Source organism: Sinorhizobium sp. Y406, assembly GCF_058732025.1.
Genome location: NZ_CM178974.1, coordinates 3091432 through 3109159, shown reverse-complemented (window position 1 = coordinate 3109159; position 17728 = coordinate 3091432). Strand labels below are relative to the sequence as shown.

The following is a 17728-nucleotide window of genomic DNA, read 5'->3' as shown; positions in this document are numbered from 1 at the left end:
ACGCGCGACAAGGCGGGCGCCGCTTTTCAGTTGCCGCGCTCATACAGGTTTTTTCGCGATCGCGAAAGGGGGCCGGCTCGCAGGGCAGGACTGCGCAAAGCGTCGCGCTCACGCAACGGCCCCCGGATCGAGCGTCATGCGCCGCGGCTCAGCCGGGACACTGCGGATCGGCCTCATGGAAGGCGCGTGCCGCACGCGCTGGATGATTGGCCTACCGTAACACGGGCATGCGGGAAGACGCCGAGGACGGTCCGCAGAACAGACCGCTGCGACGCTGGGCCCTCAATGCATGTACTTGTAATGGTGGCGGATGTGCTCGTTGAAAAAGTGGCCGGCAGATTCCGCATGCACCAGTTCCTCGTAAACCTCCAGCGGCACATCCAGGTAGTGATAAGGGCGGCGATTGCCGAGGAGCCAGATGGTCAAGGTGCGAGTCCGCACGTCATAGGCGACGTCGTGGATGGCGGAAGAGTCCAGGACCGCGGATGATTTGACTATAGGCATCAGCGTCCTCCCGATTGGCGTCCAGAAGTCGCTTTCCATTCTATAACAAACGCACTGCCTTTTATACAGATGGCACAGCCCGGCGTTGCCTTGTCGGCCGAGCGCCCGCCTCCCGGGCGCTCAATGCAGCGTCTGGAATTCTTCGTCGAGGATCCGGAAGGCGTCTTCGAGTGCGGCAACGAGGATATCCGTCAGGTCGTCGCCATCATTGATCATGAGGAACTGGGCGATCATCGCTTCCTGCGGGTCGCTATACTGTTCCACGTCGTTGGACATCCATCGTCTCCTTCTCGGCCGCGCCCATTGCGGCTCATCGGACGCGATCCTAGGCAGGCTGACTTGTGCAGAGCTTGAGGGGCAGAACTTGGGCCGCCCCTCATGTCTCCTCATCGATCCCGATGCAAGAACCCCCCATGCCCCCAAGAACAAAGACATGCAGCCGTCCAAATGCTACAGCGGCTTTGGCGCGCCTGAATAGAGCGTGCCCCAAATATCCCGATCGGAAGGCGAGAATGGCGAGAATGGCGAAGAAGCGTGACGACGACGACCTCAGGCGGCTGAAGGCCGAGTTTCCGGACGTTCACGACGCGCTCCTCGCCGGCCGGCTTCCCTCGCTCCGCAAGGCCCTCGTGCTAGCCGGGCTGAAGCCGGAGCGAAGCCGGCTCGACAAGCTCAAGAAGTCCTGGACGAAGGCGACGGACGGCGAACGCGACGCCTTCCTCGCCTGGCTCGGCGCCACCGGCGCCCTTCCCGAAAGCACGGCCGCGGCCGGATCGCGCTCGGAGGGCGCACGAGCAGACCATGCGCCGATCGCCAGCGGCCGCTACCTGCTTCCCGCGGCGATCCGGGAAATCCGGGCGATTATGGCGCGACGGAAAATTACCCCGGAAGACGTGATGAACGAGATCGGCTTTGCCTCCGACGGGCGGGCGCTCGCCCGCGCGCTCAATTGGAATGCAAGCCTGCGTCTGGCGGTGATCGCGGGCTTGGAACGGTGGCTGCGGGAGAATGCGGGGGCGTGACAAACGCGGCGGCAACCGAGGGAAAGACATGAGCTTCGACAGCCTGCTCGGCATCGACGTCGGCTTTTCACAATCGCGGCCGACCACCGGCATCGCCTGGAGCCTTGCCGGCGCGGTGGACGCCGCGAAGACCCACTCGGATTGGGAGCGCCGAAAGCAGAAGATCCCGCCCGCGACGACATTCTCAGTGATCGCCATCGACGGCCCGCTGACGCCGCCGGGCGCTCCCGACGATCTCGCCCGCCTCTGCGAGCGCCTCTTCATCCGCGGCGCCTTCCAGATGCGCTGCAAACCCGGCCTCAGCCATCACGGCTACGGCCGGCCTTTAAGAAAAGCCGCCGCCGAGACGGCCGCGCAGGTCGCCCACCTCGCCGCCGCAGCGCCGGTCGGCCCATCCGTGATCCCCGGCGCCGCGATCATCGAAGCCTTTCCGAATGCCTTTCTCGGCGTTCTCATCGCGGACGAGCGCTTTGCCCTGTCGAAGGCGGCGAAGCGCAAGAAGTTCGACTGGCTCTACGATCATGCGCTTGAGAGCGGTGTGTTCGCGGAGCTGCTGAAGTTCATCGGCTGGAACGACGGGCGCGTGCTCGAGAGGGTGACGGACGAGCGCGACCATGAAAGGCGGGCGGCCTGGATCTGCCTGTTGACGGCGGCCTGTGCCGCGGCCGGCAAGGCGGAGGTGGTGGGCGACGAGGCCGGCGGCTGGTTCTGGCTGCCGCCGGCGGCCCTTTGGGCGGATTGGGCGCGGCGGGCGCTGGCGGAGAACAGGGCGGCTCAATTGTGCAGCCGGCCATTGGTCCGGGCCGGCTAGCCAACACAGTTTGTCCGTCGCAAAGCCGACATTTTGAGAGTCAACGTGATTTGACATCCTTCTGTGAGAAACAAAGGTCTTTGTCTGCCAAATCTCCGCGAATTTGGAACTCAACGCGTGCATTTGGCGAAAAGAGCATCGGCCAAACCGACGCGTATGGCGGAGTCCTCAAGCGTCTCAAAGGGGACGCCGGCGCTGTTCCGCTGACGCAGATCGTGCAGGTGCAGCCCGTCACCCGCGCAGGCCCGGCGCCTCCTGTCCGGTGCGCTCGACATATTCGGCATAGCCGCCGCCATATTGCTGGATGCCCTCCGGTGTGAGCTCCAGCACCCGATTGGAAAGCGCCGACAGGAAACGGCGATCGTGCGAGACGAACAGCATGGTGCCCTCGTAGGCCGAGAGCGCCTTGATCAGCATTTCCTTCGTATCGAGATCGAGGTGGTTGGTCGGCTCGTCGAGGACGAGGAAGTTCGGCGGGTCGAACAGCATTGCGGCCATCACCAGCCGCGCCTTCTCGCCGCCGGAGAGCACCCGGCAGCGCTTCTCGACGTCATCGCCGGAAAAGCCGAAACAGCCGGCAAGCGCCCGGAGCGGCGCCTGGCCCACCTTGGGAAAGCGTTCCTCCAGCCATTGCAGTATGGTGCTGTCGCCGTCGAGCAGGTCCATGGAGTGCTGGGCGAAATAGCCGAGCTTGACGCTGGCGCCGAGCGCCACGCTGCCCTTGTCCGGCGTAGTGGTGCCGGTGACGAGCTTCAAGAGGGTCGACTTGCCGGCGCCGTTGATGCCCATGATGCACCAGCGTTCGCGCCGGCGCACCATGAAGTCGAGCCCGTCATAGATCGTCCGGCTGCCATAGGCCTTGTGGATGTTCTTGAGGTTGACGACGTCTTCGCCGGAGCGCGGCGCCGGCAGGAACTCGAAGGCGACGGTCTGGCGCCGGCGCGGCGGCTCGACGCGGTCGATCTTCTCAAGCTTCTTCACCCGGCTTTGAACCTGCGAGGCGTGCGAGGCACGGGCCTTGAAGCGCTCGATGAACTTGATCTCCTTGGCGAGCATCGCCTGCTGGCGCTCGAACTGCGCCTGCTGTTGCCTCTCGTTCAGCGCCCGCTGTTCTTCATAGAAGCCGTAATCGCCGGAATAGGTCGTCAGCGCGCCGCCATCGATCTCGATGATCTTGGTGACGATCCGGTTCATGAACTCGCGATCATGCGAGGTCATCAGCAGCGCGCCGTCATAGATTTTCAGGAAATCTTCCAGCCAGATCAGGCTTTCGAGATCGAGGTGGTTGCTCGGCTCGTCGAGCAGCATGACATCCGGGCGCATCAGGAGGATGCGGGCGAGCGCCACGCGCATCTTCCAGCCGCCCGAAAGCTTGGCGACGTCGCCGTCCATCATCTCCTGGCTGAAGCTTAAGCCCGCCAGAACCTCGCGGGCACGCCCCTCCAGCGCATAGCCATCGAGCTCCTCGTAGCGCGCCTGCACCTCGCCATAGCGCTCGATGATCTGATCCATTTCATCCACGCGGTCCGGATCCGACATCGCCGCCTCGAGCAAACGCAGTTCCGCCGCCACCGCGCTCACCGGTCCCGCCCCTTCCATCACCTCGGCGACGGCCGAGCGTCCGCTCATCTCGCCGACGTCCTGATCGAAATAGCCGATCGTCATGCCCTTTTCGACCGAGACCTGCCCCTCGTCGGGCAGTTCCTCGCCGGTGATCATCCGAAAGAGCGTCGTCTTTCCCGCCCCGTTCGGGCCGACGAGACCGATCTTCTCGCCACGGTTCAACGCTGCCGAGGCTTCGATGTAGAGGATGCGGTGGCTGTTGGACTTGCTGATATTATCGATACGGATCATGGGGAAGCCGGCCTGGTTGGTTGCGGGCACCCCTATGGCATGGACGGGGGCGGCTGTCACGCGGGCGGGGGTGTCCGTATTGCGATCGAAGCTAGCGAGAACTGTATGGTCGACGTGAGGTCGTGCGTTTCCTGGAAAACGCCCACCCGTCACGCTTACCTTCGGAGCGGCGATGGACTCGGCTTCCAGTTAGTCCAATTAGAGCGCTTCCCTTTCATGTTGATGTACGCGCGCCGAACCAGCAACGAGCCGCATTTTCAAACTTAAGGTCCATTAAATTGTGACAGAATAGAGGGAGGCATTGCAACCCGTAGTTGCCATGTCACAGTTATCGGTGTCTCGCCCGTCCAATCTTTGAAATCCACCTCACCACAATAGATAAAAGGTGCCGGCTTCGGTCCGATCTTCTTGGTCTTGCGGACCAATAAGTGGACATGAAGGCCCAGCGCTCGATGGGCGCGGATCATCTCGCCATGCTTCGAGTCTTGCCGCGTTCTGTTCTGGCTTTGCCAGGAGAATTCCTTAGCCGAGATGAAGTGATCGGTGTAGCGGTGCTCATCCATCATCCCCTGCTTCTCCAAAGTTACAAGCAGGAAGATATGAGGTGGCTTCGACACGAAGCCGGCATTCCATGTGGCTTGATCGAATGTCAGGCCAAAGGCCGGAGCAATGACTTCGCGTGAATACCGCTCCCAAAGGCGAAGGCCGGCCTGTGCTTGGCTCTGCGCGCCCATCGGCTCCATCCGCCAGACATCATCTTGGGCGCGAAGCCGTACGCGGTGGCCTTTGCCGGGCAACCCCGCGTCTTCGCCGAACCATCCAAAGAGAATTTCAGGCAACTTGTTGGTCGGGTCGGCTTCTTTTCGAACAACATTTATTGCAATCTTTGCGACTGTCGCCTGCATTGGCTGATCGTTGACGACAATCTCCAGCGGACCTTGCGGGAGCTGGCTTGCGCCGGGCGTCGTTGGGAGAAACAAAATGGGTTGCCCACTCATGTTCCGCGCAACTCGACAGACCGCATCCAACGGTTCGTCGCGACTACCGCTTCTGCTCAGATATTGCGCGAGGCGCCAATCCAGGATTTCTCGTAGGAGTTGGCCGAACGTTGCTCTGTCTCGCGGCGGTTTTGCAAAGCCGAACCAACCTTCGTCCAAAAGGAAGTAGGGATTGCCCTTGCTGTCACGCAACTTCAACAGCACGTCAATCGGAAATTTGAGCAGCAGCCCTTTAAGGGCTCTTTGATCTGCGAGATCGACTGAAAAATCCTGCTCAAGCTTGTGGATGCGAGAGGCAAGCCTGGCGATGCGATCCACAATTTTATCAACAGTGCATAGGTCCTGTATCATGTCTTCGTCGAACAGCGCCAAAAGCGTCACGAGCTTGTAGCTCCTTGTCAGTTCAGTCTTTTCCATTTCCCGGAAGAGGTCCGCGTGCTCCGACCAGGTCGCACGCTCCAGATCGTCCAACCCGCGTATGCGTTCCAAGAAGCCAAGCCATGAGTGTTCGCTGCTACTTCTTGGATTGATTCCTGCATGGAAAACCTCCGATGCCGTGGGGCGGACGCCGTGCCGCTCCAGGAAGTCTCGACAGAAATCCTCGAGTGCATTCTCCGTGCTCGTTGGCTTCATTAACCGCTGCAGGATATCGACCGCAGCCAGGTCATAGGTCACTTCGCAGGCTGCCGGTAGGGCGATCTGATCAGCCTGCAACCGTTCCAGAAGCTCGCGGATATGACCGCTGGATGAAGCATCGACGTTGGCGAGAGAGGCGATTGCACGAAGCTTGGTCAGGAAGATGCGATGGTTGCCGATGTAGTCGATAACGACGAGGCGGTCCTTGTTCACAGACCTTCGGAGTCCACGGCCGAGCTGTTGAAGCCAAATGATGGTCGATTCGGTCGGCCGCAACATCAATACCGTGTCGATGCTTGGGACATCGACACCTTCGTTGAACATGTCAACGGCGAAGACGACGTCGAGCTCTCCTGCCTCCAGTCTTTCCAGGGACGTGGCTCGTGGCGCCGAGTTGCTACCCGAATGGACTGCAACCGCTCGCACCCCACGCTGGTTGAAAAAGCTCGCCATGAAATCGGCATGCGTCTGAGAGCAGCAGAAACCGATGCACTTTTTCCCGCCCCGTAGTCGTAACTGTTCGAGAGCATTTTCCGCGCGGGCTTCTGTGGCAACGGCCGCGGTAAGTTCCGTGAGGTCGAACTTCGCGCTACGCCAAGGAATGTTTCGGTAGTCAACATCATCAGGGACGCCGAAATAGTGGAAAGGGCACAGATGTCCGCCCTCGATACCGAGATGAATGCCGGCCTGGAAAACCAGGTTCTCCTGGCATAAGCGAAGAAGATCGGCTCCATCGCTCCGTTCGGGCGTCGCCGTGAGACCGAGAAGAAAATTGGGCTCGAAGTAATCGATGATCCGTCGATAGGTGCCCGCTGCGGCATGGTGAAACTCATCGATGACGATGTAGTCGAATGCGTCGGGACGAAACTGCTTGATCTGCTCTGCCTTGCCGAGTGTCTGAACAGAGGCGAAGAGCAGTTCGGCGTCTGTGTTCTTGTGATCGCCCGACAATCTGCCCATCCGCGCGGTTGGCCGCACGCGCCGGAATGTCGCGATGGCCTGATTCAGGATTTCCTCACGATGGGCAACGAACAGAATTCGGCGATATTCAATACGATCACTGTCGAAAGCTGCCAGCCAGGTTTTGCCGAGACCTGTAGCGAGAACCACGAGCCCCGCTGCGTATCCGTCCTGCCGTGTCCGCTCGAGGGCTAAGAGGGCCTGTTGCTGGATGGTGTGTGGTTCTGGGACCGGCAGAGGAGGCTCGTATTCTACGCCCGCATCCTTAAAGCCGTGTGGGTTCCTGCGGTTCTCGTAGCGGTCGATCCACTCCGGCGTGACGGGCACGGCGCTATACGAATTGAACAAGTCTTCGAAACCACTGGTGATCTGGGAAAAGGCCGATTTATCGTGACTGGAGATGACCTTGTAGTTCCATTCAATAGAGGTGGTGAGCGCAGCCTCTGACAGGTTGGAGCTACCGACGAAGGCGACGCCTTCCCTGTCCGAAAGGAAGATGTACGTCTTTAGGTGAAAGCCTTGCGAGAGGGCTTCAAAGACCTGGAGCGTCAGGTCACCGTCGAGATCGGCCAATCGGCGCAACGCCATCGGCTCGGTCACGTCCAGGTAATCTCCGACGAGAATCCGGGCCCGCCCACCACGGGCGAGAAAGTCCTTAAGGTGCTCGACAATAAGTCTCGCGCCACTGTCCAACAGGAATGCCACGGCTATGTCGCAGGCGTTTGCCTGGTCCATGTGCAAGATTAGGTGAGGTAGAAAGTGGTCACTTCCACCCGTTACGAGGCGCTTCACCTCGTCCGTGCTGTTCACTTCTTTGATCAGGTAATTGGCCTTGTGTGGCACCACGTGCCTAACGCCGCCTCTCGGATCATCAACATCGCCGCGGTAACGCGGTATGATGTGCAAGTGGAAGTGAAAGACCGTTTGCCCTGCAGCCTCGCCTAGATTGAAGCCGACATTGTATCCATCAGGCTGATGCTTGCGGTCGATCTCTAGCTTTGCCCAATCGACGCTCTGCCAGACCGCCTGTTTTTCCTCCGTGGAGAGATCATCCCATGTCTCTGCGTGCCTGCGGGGGACGACGAGGAGGTGCCCCGGCGAGACGGGGAAGGCGTCCCACAGCGCGATCACATGATCGTCCATGTAAGCGATGCGACTTAATTCGGCAGTACAGAACGGGCATTGAATCATGCTACAACTATGGGCCGCACAACTTATGACGCCCAGGGCGGCAGATACTTTTCCACACAATGATTATTTGCGCGCCGAGTCTGCCGGACTGTCTTTGCGCATTCGGGCCTTTCGCGACGATGGGAAAACGGGAAGATCCACCTGAACCAGTAGTTCAACCTCCCCTAAGCAGGGAGGTGATGTCTCCGACATCCTCGACGTGCTGAACCGCTTCGACACGCCGGTGGACGTGATGAGCGTGATGTTCAAGACGCCTCCTGATCAAATGCACGTCTTCACCCCGGAGGAGATCGAGCGCTACAAACTTAATCGGAGAAGCGGCGAGCCTGCTGAGCATCTGGTCGACTCAACCGCCACAATCGCCACCAAGGCTGATCGATCACCAAATGGGACCAGCAGTTCGAGTTCCGAGTCCACAACATCGAGTGAGCCGGCCCTACCTTCCGCAGTCGCACAGCCCCAAGCCAATCCATCTCCAATCGAAGAGTTTACAAAGCAGCCCAACCGGGTCGCGGTCTACGCCGGCCTCGATCTGTTTGGCGACGACCTGTCAACGATCCGCGTAACGGGTGCAGGAGAGTGCGCACAAAACTGTCTTCTTATGAACGGCCAGTGCAAGGCATTCACGTTCAACACTAACCCCAGGATCAAAAGAGGCCCCAACTGCTTCCTCAAATCCAGTGCCGGCCGCGCGGACGGCAACAGCGTTGCTTTCTCTGGTCGGTTCCTCAGTGGAGCAGAAGCCGATCCGCCGGCTTTCACGCTAGGCACGATCGATCCGCAGAGCGCTCTCTTCGATGATGTTGATCTGCCAGGCGGCGATCTCTCGCGTTATCCCATCAAAGCTGCGAAAACGCCGCTCGACTGTCGGCTTGCTTGCGTCGACGATAGGCGCTGCGTGGCATTCACTTACATTCGAGCGAAGAAGGAATGCTGGCTGAAGGGCACAATCGGGTCGCCGGCATTCGGTAAAGGGATGATCAGCGGCATCAAGAAATTCCAGAGCTTCGCGCCGACGAAAATCATCAGCTTGAATTGAGAAAGATGACCAGCGCTGGAAGAAAGCCGGCAACGGTTCTGGCGGAGAGGGGGATTCGAACTCCCGATGTGCTTGCACCTATGCCGCGTTTCGAGTGCGTAAATTCAACGTTAACTGGCGTCGACAGTATCGGCGATCACGTCCCCAATCACGCGAGCCAGATCTGGTCCGAGGCGCTGGTAGCCAAGAAGATTGGCCACCGAGCGAACATGCTCGTCCTTGCGCATCTCACCACTTTCTTGAAGGATCAGCTCCGCCGCTGCGGTGATCTCCATTGGCGGCAAGAACTCAGCCCTCAACAATGTTCCATCCACTCCGGATCTGTCTCGGATGGGAGGATTCTGTTGTTGCTGCTGAGTGAACACGAACCCATCGCGCCTACGTAACTCGGCATTTTGTCTCATAGCGTGGGCGACTGCCTGCTCTGTGGCCGCTTGGATCCGGCTTCCCGTCCGGCTCTTGCCGAAGGCAGAGGATATTCGTCGGGCAACTTCCTCCACGTGCAATGGGCCCTCTATCTCAACAATTTCGCCAACCAGCCTGGATAGCAGTGAAATCGGTGCGTCGTGGGGCTCAGCGCTGGAATTGGCCGCAAGCTCCGCCTTCACATATGGCTCTGCGGTCAGGGTCAGGTGGTCCAGAGAGATATCAGTGTACTGCACGACCTCGTCTGACGGCTCATCCCCCGCAAGATCGAGTTCGACATCAGTGGCGCTGGCGGCACCGAACCCATCCTCTGAAACGGACTTTGCATGGATCAATGCGTCGCGCAATCGACCGATTTCACGGTCACGTCGATGAAACCAGTCCGTGCTCCATATGCGATGGAAGCGCCAGCCGAGGCTTTCCAGGACCTCTTGTCGCAAGCGGTCACGTTCTCTGGCCCATAGAGCCGAGTGGTAGGCTGCACCGTCACATTCGACGGCGAGGATGTATTGCGCTGGTCGATCAGCATGACGCACGCCGATGTCGATTCTGAATCCGGACGAACCAACCTGAGGATCGGGCTCGAAGCCGAGCGAACGAATGACGTTCGCAACATCTTCCTCGAACGGGCTATCAGCCTCGAGGCCCGTTGCGAGGTGTTCCGCCATTATCCCGGTCTTGGCAAAATCCAGGAACCGTTTGAGGATCCTCAGGCCGTCGCGACTGGAGCGACTGGGATCGATATCTGCCGGGTCGAAGGATGCGAACACTTCACACCGCGTGCGTGCGCGGCTGAACAGAACGTTCAATCGTCGCCCCCCACCTTCGCCGTTGATAGGTCCGAACGCCATGCTGGTCAGCCGCCCCCCGGCAACCTGAGGACCGTAGCCGACTGAGATCATGATCACATCGCGTTCGTCACCTTGAACGTTTTCAATGTTCTTCACGAAGAAGTCTTCGGTTCTCCCCGTTTGGAGGAAGCGGTCAAGAATCGTATCCTTTCGTCGGGCGTTCTCCAGCACCTCTGTGATCATGTCGGACTGGGCTTTCGAGAACGCCACCACCCCCAAAGACAAGGACGGGTGGTTTCTGGCGTGAAGGGCTACTGCCTTCGCGATCTCCTCCGCTTCGATCCTGTTCGTCCCAGCCCTGCCGAGGCCGCTGTTCTTCGGTGCATAGATCCCGGCTACTCGCCTCAGCTTCAGACCGTAGTTGTCGTCAAGCTGCAGTGGTGAAGGGGGCAGCACCAGGCCGTCATCATAGAATTCAGCGTTGGAAACACGGATGAGCGACGGGTCCCGCGAGCGGTAGTGCCAGGAGAGCATGCGTTGATTGACCCCTCGCGATTCGAACAGCGTGAGGATGCTCTCCATATCCGCGGCGTAAGCTGGTGCGCCATCATCTTCCTCTGTGTCGTTCTCTCCATCGTCGACCATGCGGTCGAAGAATGACGTCGGCGGTAGCTGCTTCTGGTCTCCGACGACGACGACCTGTTTTGCGCGCACAATACACCCGAGCGCATCTTCGGGCCTGACCTGGGAGGCTTCATCGATCACCAATAGATCAAACTCGATCGCTCCAGCTGGAAGATACTGTGCTACCGAGATAGGGCTCATCAGCATGACAGGTTTGATACGCTGAACCATAGAGCCCGCATTCTTCATCAGCCAGCGAATGGACTTGTGGCCTTTTTTCCGTCCGATCTCGCCCCGAACGATACCCATTTCGCCGGCAGTTCCCCTCGGAACGCTTTCACTGTGTTTCAACCGGACAAGCTTGCGGGCGTCGAGAATTCGATTTCGCTCTAGCTCGCCGAATTCCGCCACCAGCTCATGACGGTCCATGTCTCGAAGGCGCTCGATCATCGGGTGTTTGCGCCGAGCCTCCGTCCAACGAGCTTCTGCGCATGCATAGAAATACTCACTTGTCGATTGATCGGCGCTGAGCTGGCGTTTCAGAACTCTTTCCACGACCGGCTCGGCGCCAGCGGCCTTACCGGATTCAATCGCCCGTTGGAGAGCCACCCAGCTGGCATAGCTGGAAAGATCGTTTGCCATGCGAAGCAACACCGCTTTTAGCTCTGGCAGGGAGAGTTTCTCGACATCCGCTTCAAAGCCAGCGACGTCGAGATCTAACGCCAACCGATTCAAGATCGCGCTGATCGACTCGCGCAGGCGACTGGACCTCGAAAGCAGTGCGTTGCCGGTTTCGACTGGGTTTCCAAGTTTCCCGAGCGCACTGGTAACTTGCGTTGCCTGCTGGAACGCCCCCGCGGTTCGGATTGCGGAAAGCCATTCGCACAGGCTGGCAAGGTCCCGAAAAGGTGTTCTTTCTCCGCGCCAGTGCTCCTTCAGGTTTGCTTGAAGCCAAGGCTCCTCAGAGGTGAGCTGTGCTCGTTTCTGCTGGACGCCAATAAGGTCATCGATCAACGCGAGCCTTCCGCTGGCGTCATTGGGCAACGCCCCTGTCAGGACACTTGCCAGTTCGGCCGACGCGCGTTTGTAGGGGCCAAACCAACGCTGGAAGATCGAAGTCTTTCCGGCAACGATCGCTTGGCGAATGGTCGTGCTGTCTATGCTCCAAGCTGCCGCAGAGAATGACCGCTGCGCCACTTGGTGTGCTTCCTGCCAGACGGCTCCAACAGTCAAGGCTTCATACAGGCGCGGCTCGTCTGCGAGTTCGAAGAGCCCTTCGATATCTCGTGGGATGTCCTTCGGGGCGTCGATCAAAGCGCGCAATCCACCGCTCAGTCTTTCGACGGTGGCAAGCGTTGTGGGAGACAGGGTCGATACTGCATCTGCGATGCGGCGACTCTCCGAAAGGAGCTCGTCGATTGCCTCCACGACACCGTTGATCTCTGACTCAAGTCGCGCAAGGTCCATCGGCTGAAGACCGAGCGCCTTCACGCCTTTGAAGGGATGCTTTTCGGGCGGCCCCGCTTCCTCCAGTGCTTGGGCCAGCTTCACCAAGGCTTGCCGGCCACGATCCCGGTCCTGGCGTCCAAGCTTATCTAATCCCTGAAGCGGGATTGAAGGTGGCCGGGCGCCGGCGTTCATGAACCGAATGATCTCGGAGACTGCGTCAAATGCAGTGTCTCCGGCTTCATTGATGGGAGCATGGAGCAGCCCCGCAATGGTATTCAGCTCGTCCCGGACTTCACGCAGCCTCGCAGGATCTGAAACTCCGGGCAGGGCTCGTCCACTTGCGGCAAGCGTGCGACCCAACTCCTGAACCACGGCCTTCTTGTTCGCCGTGCGGGAATGGAGCTCAAGGCAGATATCCCGAAGGCCGCACTTCACCAGGCGATCGTGAACGACGGATAGTGCCGCCATCTTCTCGGCGACGAAGAGCACTGTTTTCCCGTCATGTGCGGCTGCGGCGAGTATGTTTGTGATTGTTTGCGATTTTCCCGTCCCGGGAGGACCTTGCACAACCAGATCGGCGCCCCTGCGTACCTCTTCAATCACCTTGGTCTGCGAGGCATCCGCGTCCACCACTTGTATGATATCCGCAGGATCCAGATGTTCGTCTAGCTTGGCATCATCCGGGAAGATCGGCTCTTCATACTCGAACCCATAGAGCAGCAAGCCATTCAGTAGGTTGTGATTCTCAAAGGTCCCTTCCGGCCAGTTTTCGAGTTCCAGATCGTGATGCATCAGCAACTTAGCAAACGAGAAGAAGCCGAGTTGCATGCCGTCGCGATCTAGCGACCACTCAGTCTGTCCGGAGATGGCTTCGGCGACACTGTCAAAGTAGCTCGATGGCGACCAGTCATCGCTTTCTTCGATCTCCGGCAGCACAATGCCGAAATCCTGCCTAAGGCGCTCCTTGAGTGGTAGGTTTGTGGCGACGTCGTCTTCGCGGACCTTGAGATCATAGGTCGATGTTCGTTCATTTCGAACGAAGTCTACGGGCAGCAATATTAGTGGCGCTTCCCGCAAGATTTCAGAGGACGGGCTTTCCTTCCATCGAAGAAAACCGAGCGCCAGGAACAGGATGTTTAGCCCTTGCTCCTCCTCTGCGGTGCGGGAATCCTTTGCCATTCGGAGAACCCGGCGAGCAAGCGCCTCCGGGCCGAGAGGGGTTTCGAGAAAGTCGTCCCGAACTCTGTCCTCCGTAACCTCGCCGTCTGGCCGGTAATCGGCGAGCCGCGGACCCTCACCCTCCTCGGAGGTCAGCCGATCCTTCCCCATCGCCTTGAAGCGCATCCGACGACCCGCGATCCGGAGGATGCAATAAACATCTTCTGACTGCTCATTGACAATGTTGAGGCTGTTCGACCGCGCATTGGCCCGATTGACATGCACCAGACGATTGCGCGTGCCAGTCTCTAGTAGCTTTCGCCGTGCGTTTGCCAACACCTGCAAAAGAGAAATGTTCTGATTGAAGTTCATGGCCACACGCTCTTTCGGCATTCTCTGTAAAGGTAAGCCTCGCTTCATTTATCGACCGAAGATCGCATGTATTCCACGTGAAATTTTGGTTTATGCACAGCGTGATTGCACCCAAAGGTCCGTTCGGCATTGTCCAGATAAATTGCCAGCGCGCACCGATCTGATAGGATCGGTCGCAAATCTGAGTGACGACCACCCATGAAGCTACGAACTTCAGGCCGAGGCACCCTTACGATGCTTCACAATTGGCGCATGGCAAAGTTTGCCAAGCGGCTGACACTAAACGGGAAGACGGGTAGAATTTTCATAGCTTAGCGATGGCGGAGAGGGGGGGATTCGAACCCCCGATGGGCTTGCACCCATGCCGCATTTCGAGTGCGGTGCATTCAACCACTCTGCCACCTCTCCGCGGGGCCGGTTGGCGCTTGGAAGCGCGGGCGGTACATAGCGGCAAGTTCGGCGGCTTGCAAGGGGCGAAAAGAAGAATATCTGCGGGATCATGGCTTTCGCCTTGACAAGGGTGGGCGACTCCCGTAATCCGCGCCGTGAAGTGGTGTGGCCTGCCCGCACTGCAGCGAAAATGGGCTTGTGCCCGTTCACTGGCGGAGGTCAGGGTTTTCCCGAAACGAGGGTTTCCCGAAGCGCTCCGCTCAACCGAAACGACTGATAAAAAGACGGCCTTGTCTCATTTGGGGCAGAGAGCCGGACCGAACATGAAAGGATAAAAAATGTTCGCAGTCATCAAGACCGGCGGTAAGCAGTACCGCGTGGCGGCCAACGACGTCATCACCATCGAAAAGCTGGAAGGCGTAGCTGGCGACAAGATCGAATTCACCGAGATCCTGATGGTCGGCGCCGGCGCCGATGCCACCATCGGCGCTCCGTTTGTCGAAGGTGCCGTTGTCAGCGCCGAGGTCGTGGACCAGGGCCGCGCCAAGAAGGTCATCGCCTTCAAGAAGCGTCGCCGCCAGAACTCCAAGCGCTCGCGCGGCCATCGCCAGCATCAGACGAAGGTCCGCATCCTGGACATCGCTGCGGCCGGCGGCAAGGCGAAGAAGGCTTCGAAGAAGACCGAAGCCGCCGCTGAAGCTGAAGCTGCAAACTGAGTTCGGGATCGAAGGTTTAAAGGAGAACACCAATGGCACACAAGAAAGCTGGCGGTTCGTCGCGCAACGGTCGCGATTCCGAGTCCAAGCGCCTTGGCGTGAAGAAGTTCGGCGGCGAAGCCGTCATCGCGGGCAACATCATCGTGCGCCAGCGCGGCACGAAGTGGCATCCGGGCGCCAATGTCGGCCTCGGCAAGGATCACACGATTTTTGCGCTTACGGCTGGCAACGTGGACTTCCGTACGAAGGCCAACGGCCGAGTCTACGTGTCTGTAATGCCGAAAGCCGAAGCAGCGGAATAAGCCGGTAGCGCTCTAAAACAGCCGGCGTCTCATCGACCCGGCTGAAGCGCCCACAAGGTTCCGAAGCCAGACTTCAAAGGGGAGATGGGGCAATACCCAACTCCCCTTTTCGCATGTCTGGAGGAAGAACCATGCAAACCGAGCTCCTGAGGGAAGACCAATCCCGGTCTCCCGAACAAAGGCTGAGGCCCAAGAGGTCAAGGACCGACTGCCCGATATTGTTATCACCTCGGCTCGTTCTGCGCGCGCCGCATGAAGACGATATCGACGCCCTTGCCCATCTTGCCAACAACGCCAACATCGCCACCATGGTCTCGCGCATGCCGCACCCCTACACCACGGCGGATGCGGCCGATTTCGTGCGACGCGCAAAAGCCGGCACGATTGCAGGCACGATCGGCAAGTGCGTCTACGCGATCACGAAGGCGGACAATGGCGCATTCCTCGGTTGCTGCGGGATCGAGCCGCATGAGGACGGCAAGACAGTCGAGCTCGGCTACTGGCTGGGCCAGCCCTACTGGAACCAGGGCTATGCGACGGAAGCGGCGCAGGCGCTCACCGACATGGCCTTCCGCACCCGCGACATCGACCAGATCGATGCGCGCTGCCGGGTCATGAACGTCGCCTCGCGCCGGGTCATCCAGAAGTGCGGCTTTCAGTTTCAGGGCTCCGGCATGGTCGGCAGCCTCGCGCTCGGCGGCATGATGGCGGTCGAATGGTACCGGCTCGACCGCAAGACCTGGGTCTCGCTCAGAAGCTGGGGAGGAAACCGATGAACGCGCTCGTTCAAGACCGAGCGCGCCTCGTCGCGCGGCCCGACCCTGGCCCTTGCCCGGTGATCGAAACCAAGCGTCTGGTGCTCCGGCCGCACCGGCTTGCCGATGCGCCGGCGATCGCCGAGTCGCTTGCCGATTTCCAGGTGGCGCGCATGCTCATGCGCGTGCCGGCGCCCTTTCATCGGCAGGATGCGCTCGACTGGCTGAACCGCCAGGCGCTCCAGGCCGATTGGGCGTTGGCGATCACGTCCGGCGACGACGTCCATATCGGCTGCGTCGGCATCGAGCTGAGAGAGGGCCAATGGCATGTCGGCTATTGGCTGAACCGCTTCTATTGGGGCAGGGGCCTCATGTCCGAGGCGGTTTATGCGGCGGTCGAGCGCTTCTTCCGGCGCATGCCGGGGGCGACGCTCCATTCGGGCGTCTTCGCCGACAACCCGGCCTCGCTCAAGGTGCAGGAGAAGCTCGGCTTCAAGATCACCGGCTGCAGCCAGGTGTTCGCGCGCGCCCGCAACGCCATGGTCGCGCATATCGAAACGCGCCTGACGGCCGAAGACCTGCGCCGGCCGCACTGAACGACGAAAGAGAACCCCGCCAGGCCCGCTTTGGCGGGGTTCGTTTTGACGATAATCTTTGACCTTGGCCGGAAGCGCCTATATCGAAGGCGGCGAACGCGAAATCCATGGAATGGCGAAGCGATGAAATTCCTCGATGAAACAAAAGTCTATATCCGGTCCGGGGATGGCGGCGCGGGCGCCGTTTCCTTCCGCCGCGAAAAGTTCATCGAGTTCGGCGGCCCGGACGGCGGCGACGGCGGCCGCGGCGGCGATGTCTGGGTGGAGGCGGTGAACGGCCTCAACACGCTGATCGATTTCCGCTACCAGCAGCACTTCAAGGCAAAGACCGGCACGCACGGCATGGGCCGCAACCGCACCGGCGCGAAGGGCTCAGACGTGACGCTGAAAGTGCCGGTCGGCACCCAGATCTTCGAAGAGGACAACGAGACGCTGATCGTCGACATCGTCGAGGAGGGGCAGCGCTACCGGCTCGCCGCCGGCGGCAATGGCGGCTTCGGCAATGCCCATTTCAAGTCCTCCACCAACCAGGCGCCGAACTGGGCCAATCCCGGCCTCGAGGGCGAGGAAAAGACGATCTGGCTGCGGCTGAAGCTGATTGCCGATGCCGGCCTCGTCGGCCTGCCGAATGCCGGCAAGTCGACCTTTCTGGCCGCCTGCACCCGCGCCCGGCCGAAGATCGCCAACTATCCCTTCACCACGCTCCACCCCAATCTCGGCGTCGCCACCGTCGACGGCCAGGAATTCATCATCGCCGACATTCCGGGGCTGATCGAGGGCGCCCATGAGGGGGTCGGCATCGGCGACCGATTCCTGGGCCATGTCGAGCGCACCCGCGTGCTGCTCCATCTCGTCTCCGCGCAGGAGGAGGACGTCGCCAAGGCCTACAGGACCGTGAAGCACGAGCTCGAAGCCTATGGCGGCGGGCTCGAGGAGAAGCCGCAGATCGTCGCGCTGTCGCAGATCGACGTGCTCGACGAGGCGGAACTGAAGGCGAAGGCGAGGGCGCTGGCGAAGGCCTGCGGCTCGCCGCCGCTGCTCCTGTCCGCCGTCACCAACCGGGGCATGACCGAGGCGCTCCGGGCGCTGCGCGACGTCATTTCCGCCGCCAAGGCCGGCGAGGAGCAAGCCTGA

Annotated in this window: 13 protein-coding genes and 1 tRNA gene; 8 read left to right on the top strand and 6 right to left on the bottom strand. The window is 60.1% G+C overall.

Annotated elements, in window-relative coordinates:
* Positions 1 to 282 precede the first annotated feature (282 nt).
* Together AC4P1R_RS14725 and AC4P1R_RS14720 are read right to left on the bottom strand one after the other, a co-directional pair.
* Positions 283 to 504, bottom strand: coding sequence for a KTSC domain-containing protein (locus AC4P1R_RS14725; protein WP_225192063.1), 222 nt, complete (start codon positions 502 to 504; stop codon positions 283 to 285).
* Positions 505 to 624: 120 nt separating this feature from the next.
* Entirely contained in the window at positions 625 to 780 is a 156-nt protein-coding gene (locus tag AC4P1R_RS14720) for a hypothetical protein (RefSeq protein ID WP_165614717.1), read from the bottom strand.
* Between the two features lie 236 nt (positions 781 to 1016).
* Between AC4P1R_RS14720 and AC4P1R_RS14715 the strand changes: the two genes are divergently transcribed.
* Both AC4P1R_RS14715 and AC4P1R_RS14710 read left to right on the top strand, forming a co-directional pair.
* On the top strand, positions 1017 to 1526 hold the full coding sequence (locus AC4P1R_RS14715; protein WP_069458772.1) for a hypothetical protein: 510 nt from the start codon (positions 1017 to 1019) through the stop codon (positions 1524 to 1526).
* Between the two features lie 28 nt (positions 1527 to 1554).
* On the top strand, positions 1555 to 2337 hold the full coding sequence (locus AC4P1R_RS14710) for a DUF429 domain-containing protein (RefSeq protein WP_492177141.1): 783 nt from the start codon (positions 1555 to 1557) through the stop codon (positions 2335 to 2337).
* A 231-nt stretch (positions 2338 to 2568) separates the two neighbouring features.
* Here the strand turns inward: AC4P1R_RS14710 and abc-f are convergent, their stop codons facing one another.
* Entirely contained in the window at positions 2569 to 4191 is a 1623-nt protein-coding gene (gene abc-f, locus AC4P1R_RS14705) for a ribosomal protection-like ABC-F family protein (protein WP_492177140.1), read from the bottom strand.
* Between the two features lie 263 nt (positions 4192 to 4454).
* Positions 4455 to 7928: a DUF3427 domain-containing protein gene (locus tag AC4P1R_RS14700; RefSeq protein WP_492177139.1), complete on the bottom strand. Its 3474-nt coding sequence runs from the start codon at positions 7926 to 7928 to the stop codon at positions 4455 to 4457.
* Between the two features lie 247 nt (positions 7929 to 8175).
* Between AC4P1R_RS14700 and AC4P1R_RS14695 the strand changes: the two genes are divergently transcribed.
* Complete coding sequence (locus tag AC4P1R_RS14695; RefSeq protein ID WP_492177138.1) at positions 8176 to 9015, top strand: PAN domain-containing protein; 840 nt, start codon at positions 8176 to 8178, stop codon at positions 9013 to 9015.
* 110 nt (positions 9016 to 9125) lie between these two features.
* Here AC4P1R_RS14695 and AC4P1R_RS14690 read toward each other — a convergent pair whose 3' ends face one another.
* Together AC4P1R_RS14690 and AC4P1R_RS14685 are read right to left on the bottom strand one after the other, a co-directional pair.
* Entirely contained in the window at positions 9126 to 13835 is a 4710-nt protein-coding gene (locus AC4P1R_RS14690) for a DUF3320 domain-containing protein (protein WP_492177137.1), read from the bottom strand.
* Positions 13836 to 14153: 318 nt separating this feature from the next.
* A tRNA-Ser gene (locus AC4P1R_RS14685) sits at positions 14154 to 14243 on the bottom strand.
* Positions 14244 to 14563: 320 nt separating this feature from the next.
* On the opposite strand from AC4P1R_RS14685, the gene rplU reads away from it, so the two are divergent.
* The 5 genes from rplU to obgE all read left to right on the top strand — a co-directional run bounded on the left by rplU (position 14564) and on the right by obgE (position 17728).
* On the top strand, positions 14564 to 14941 hold the full coding sequence (gene rplU / locus AC4P1R_RS14680) for a 50S ribosomal protein L21 (protein ID WP_492177136.1): 378 nt from the start codon (positions 14564 to 14566) through the stop codon (positions 14939 to 14941).
* 32 nt (positions 14942 to 14973) lie between these two features.
* On the top strand, positions 14974 to 15243 hold the full coding sequence (gene rpmA / locus AC4P1R_RS14675; RefSeq protein WP_034852900.1) for a 50S ribosomal protein L27: 270 nt from the start codon (positions 14974 to 14976) through the stop codon (positions 15241 to 15243).
* A gap of 131 nt (positions 15244 to 15374) precedes the next feature.
* The gene (locus AC4P1R_RS14670; protein WP_492177134.1) at positions 15375 to 16019 is read left to right on the top strand and encodes a GNAT family N-acetyltransferase; all 645 of its coding nucleotides are present in this window, start codon (positions 15375 to 15377) and stop codon (positions 16017 to 16019) included.
* Positions 16016 to 16594 (top strand): GNAT family N-acetyltransferase, encoded by a 579-nt coding sequence (locus AC4P1R_RS14665; RefSeq protein WP_492177133.1) that lies wholly within the window; start codon positions 16016 to 16018, stop codon positions 16592 to 16594. The genes AC4P1R_RS14670 and AC4P1R_RS14665 overlap by 4 nt, the downstream gene beginning before the upstream one ends.
* A 123-nt stretch (positions 16595 to 16717) precedes the next feature.
* Positions 16718 to 17728, top strand: coding sequence for a GTPase ObgE (gene obgE, locus AC4P1R_RS14660; RefSeq protein ID WP_492177132.1), 1011 nt, complete (start codon positions 16718 to 16720; stop codon positions 17726 to 17728).

Bases quoted from the DNA above. Each gene is read 5' to 3' on its own strand.
- AC4P1R_RS14670 (WP_492177134.1), top strand. From the start codon at position 15,375: ATGCAAACCGAGCTCCTGAGGGAAGACCAATCCCGGTCTCCCGAACAA.
- obgE (WP_492177132.1), top strand. From the start codon at position 16,718: ATGAAATTCCTCGATGAAACAAAAGTCTATATCCGGTCCGGGGATGGC.
- AC4P1R_RS14720 (WP_165614717.1), bottom strand. From the start codon at position 780: ATGTCCAACGACGTGGAACAGTATAGCGACCCGCAGGAAGCGATGATC.
- AC4P1R_RS14710 (WP_492177141.1), top strand. From the start codon at position 1,555: ATGAGCTTCGACAGCCTGCTCGGCATCGACGTCGGCTTTTCACAATCG.
- AC4P1R_RS14725 (WP_225192063.1), bottom strand. From the start codon at position 504: ATGCCTATAGTCAAATCATCCGCGGTCCTGGACTCTTCCGCCATCCAC.
- AC4P1R_RS14690 (WP_492177137.1), bottom strand. From the start codon at position 13,835: ATGAACTTCAATCAGAACATTTCTCTTTTGCAGGTGTTGGCAAACGCA.
- AC4P1R_RS14665 (WP_492177133.1), top strand. From the start codon at position 16,016: ATGAACGCGCTCGTTCAAGACCGAGCGCGCCTCGTCGCGCGGCCCGAC.
- AC4P1R_RS14715 (WP_069458772.1), top strand. From the start codon at position 1,017: ATGGCGAGAATGGCGAAGAAGCGTGACGACGACGACCTCAGGCGGCTG.
- AC4P1R_RS14700 (WP_492177139.1), bottom strand. From the start codon at position 7,928: ATGGACGATCATGTGATCGCGCTGTGGGACGCCTTCCCCGTCTCGCCG.
- abc-f (WP_492177140.1), bottom strand. From the start codon at position 4,191: ATGATCCGTATCGATAATATCAGCAAGTCCAACAGCCACCGCATCCTC.
- rplU (WP_492177136.1), top strand. From the start codon at position 14,564: ATGTTCGCAGTCATCAAGACCGGCGGTAAGCAGTACCGCGTGGCGGCC.
- rpmA (WP_034852900.1), top strand. From the start codon at position 14,974: ATGGCACACAAGAAAGCTGGCGGTTCGTCGCGCAACGGTCGCGATTCC.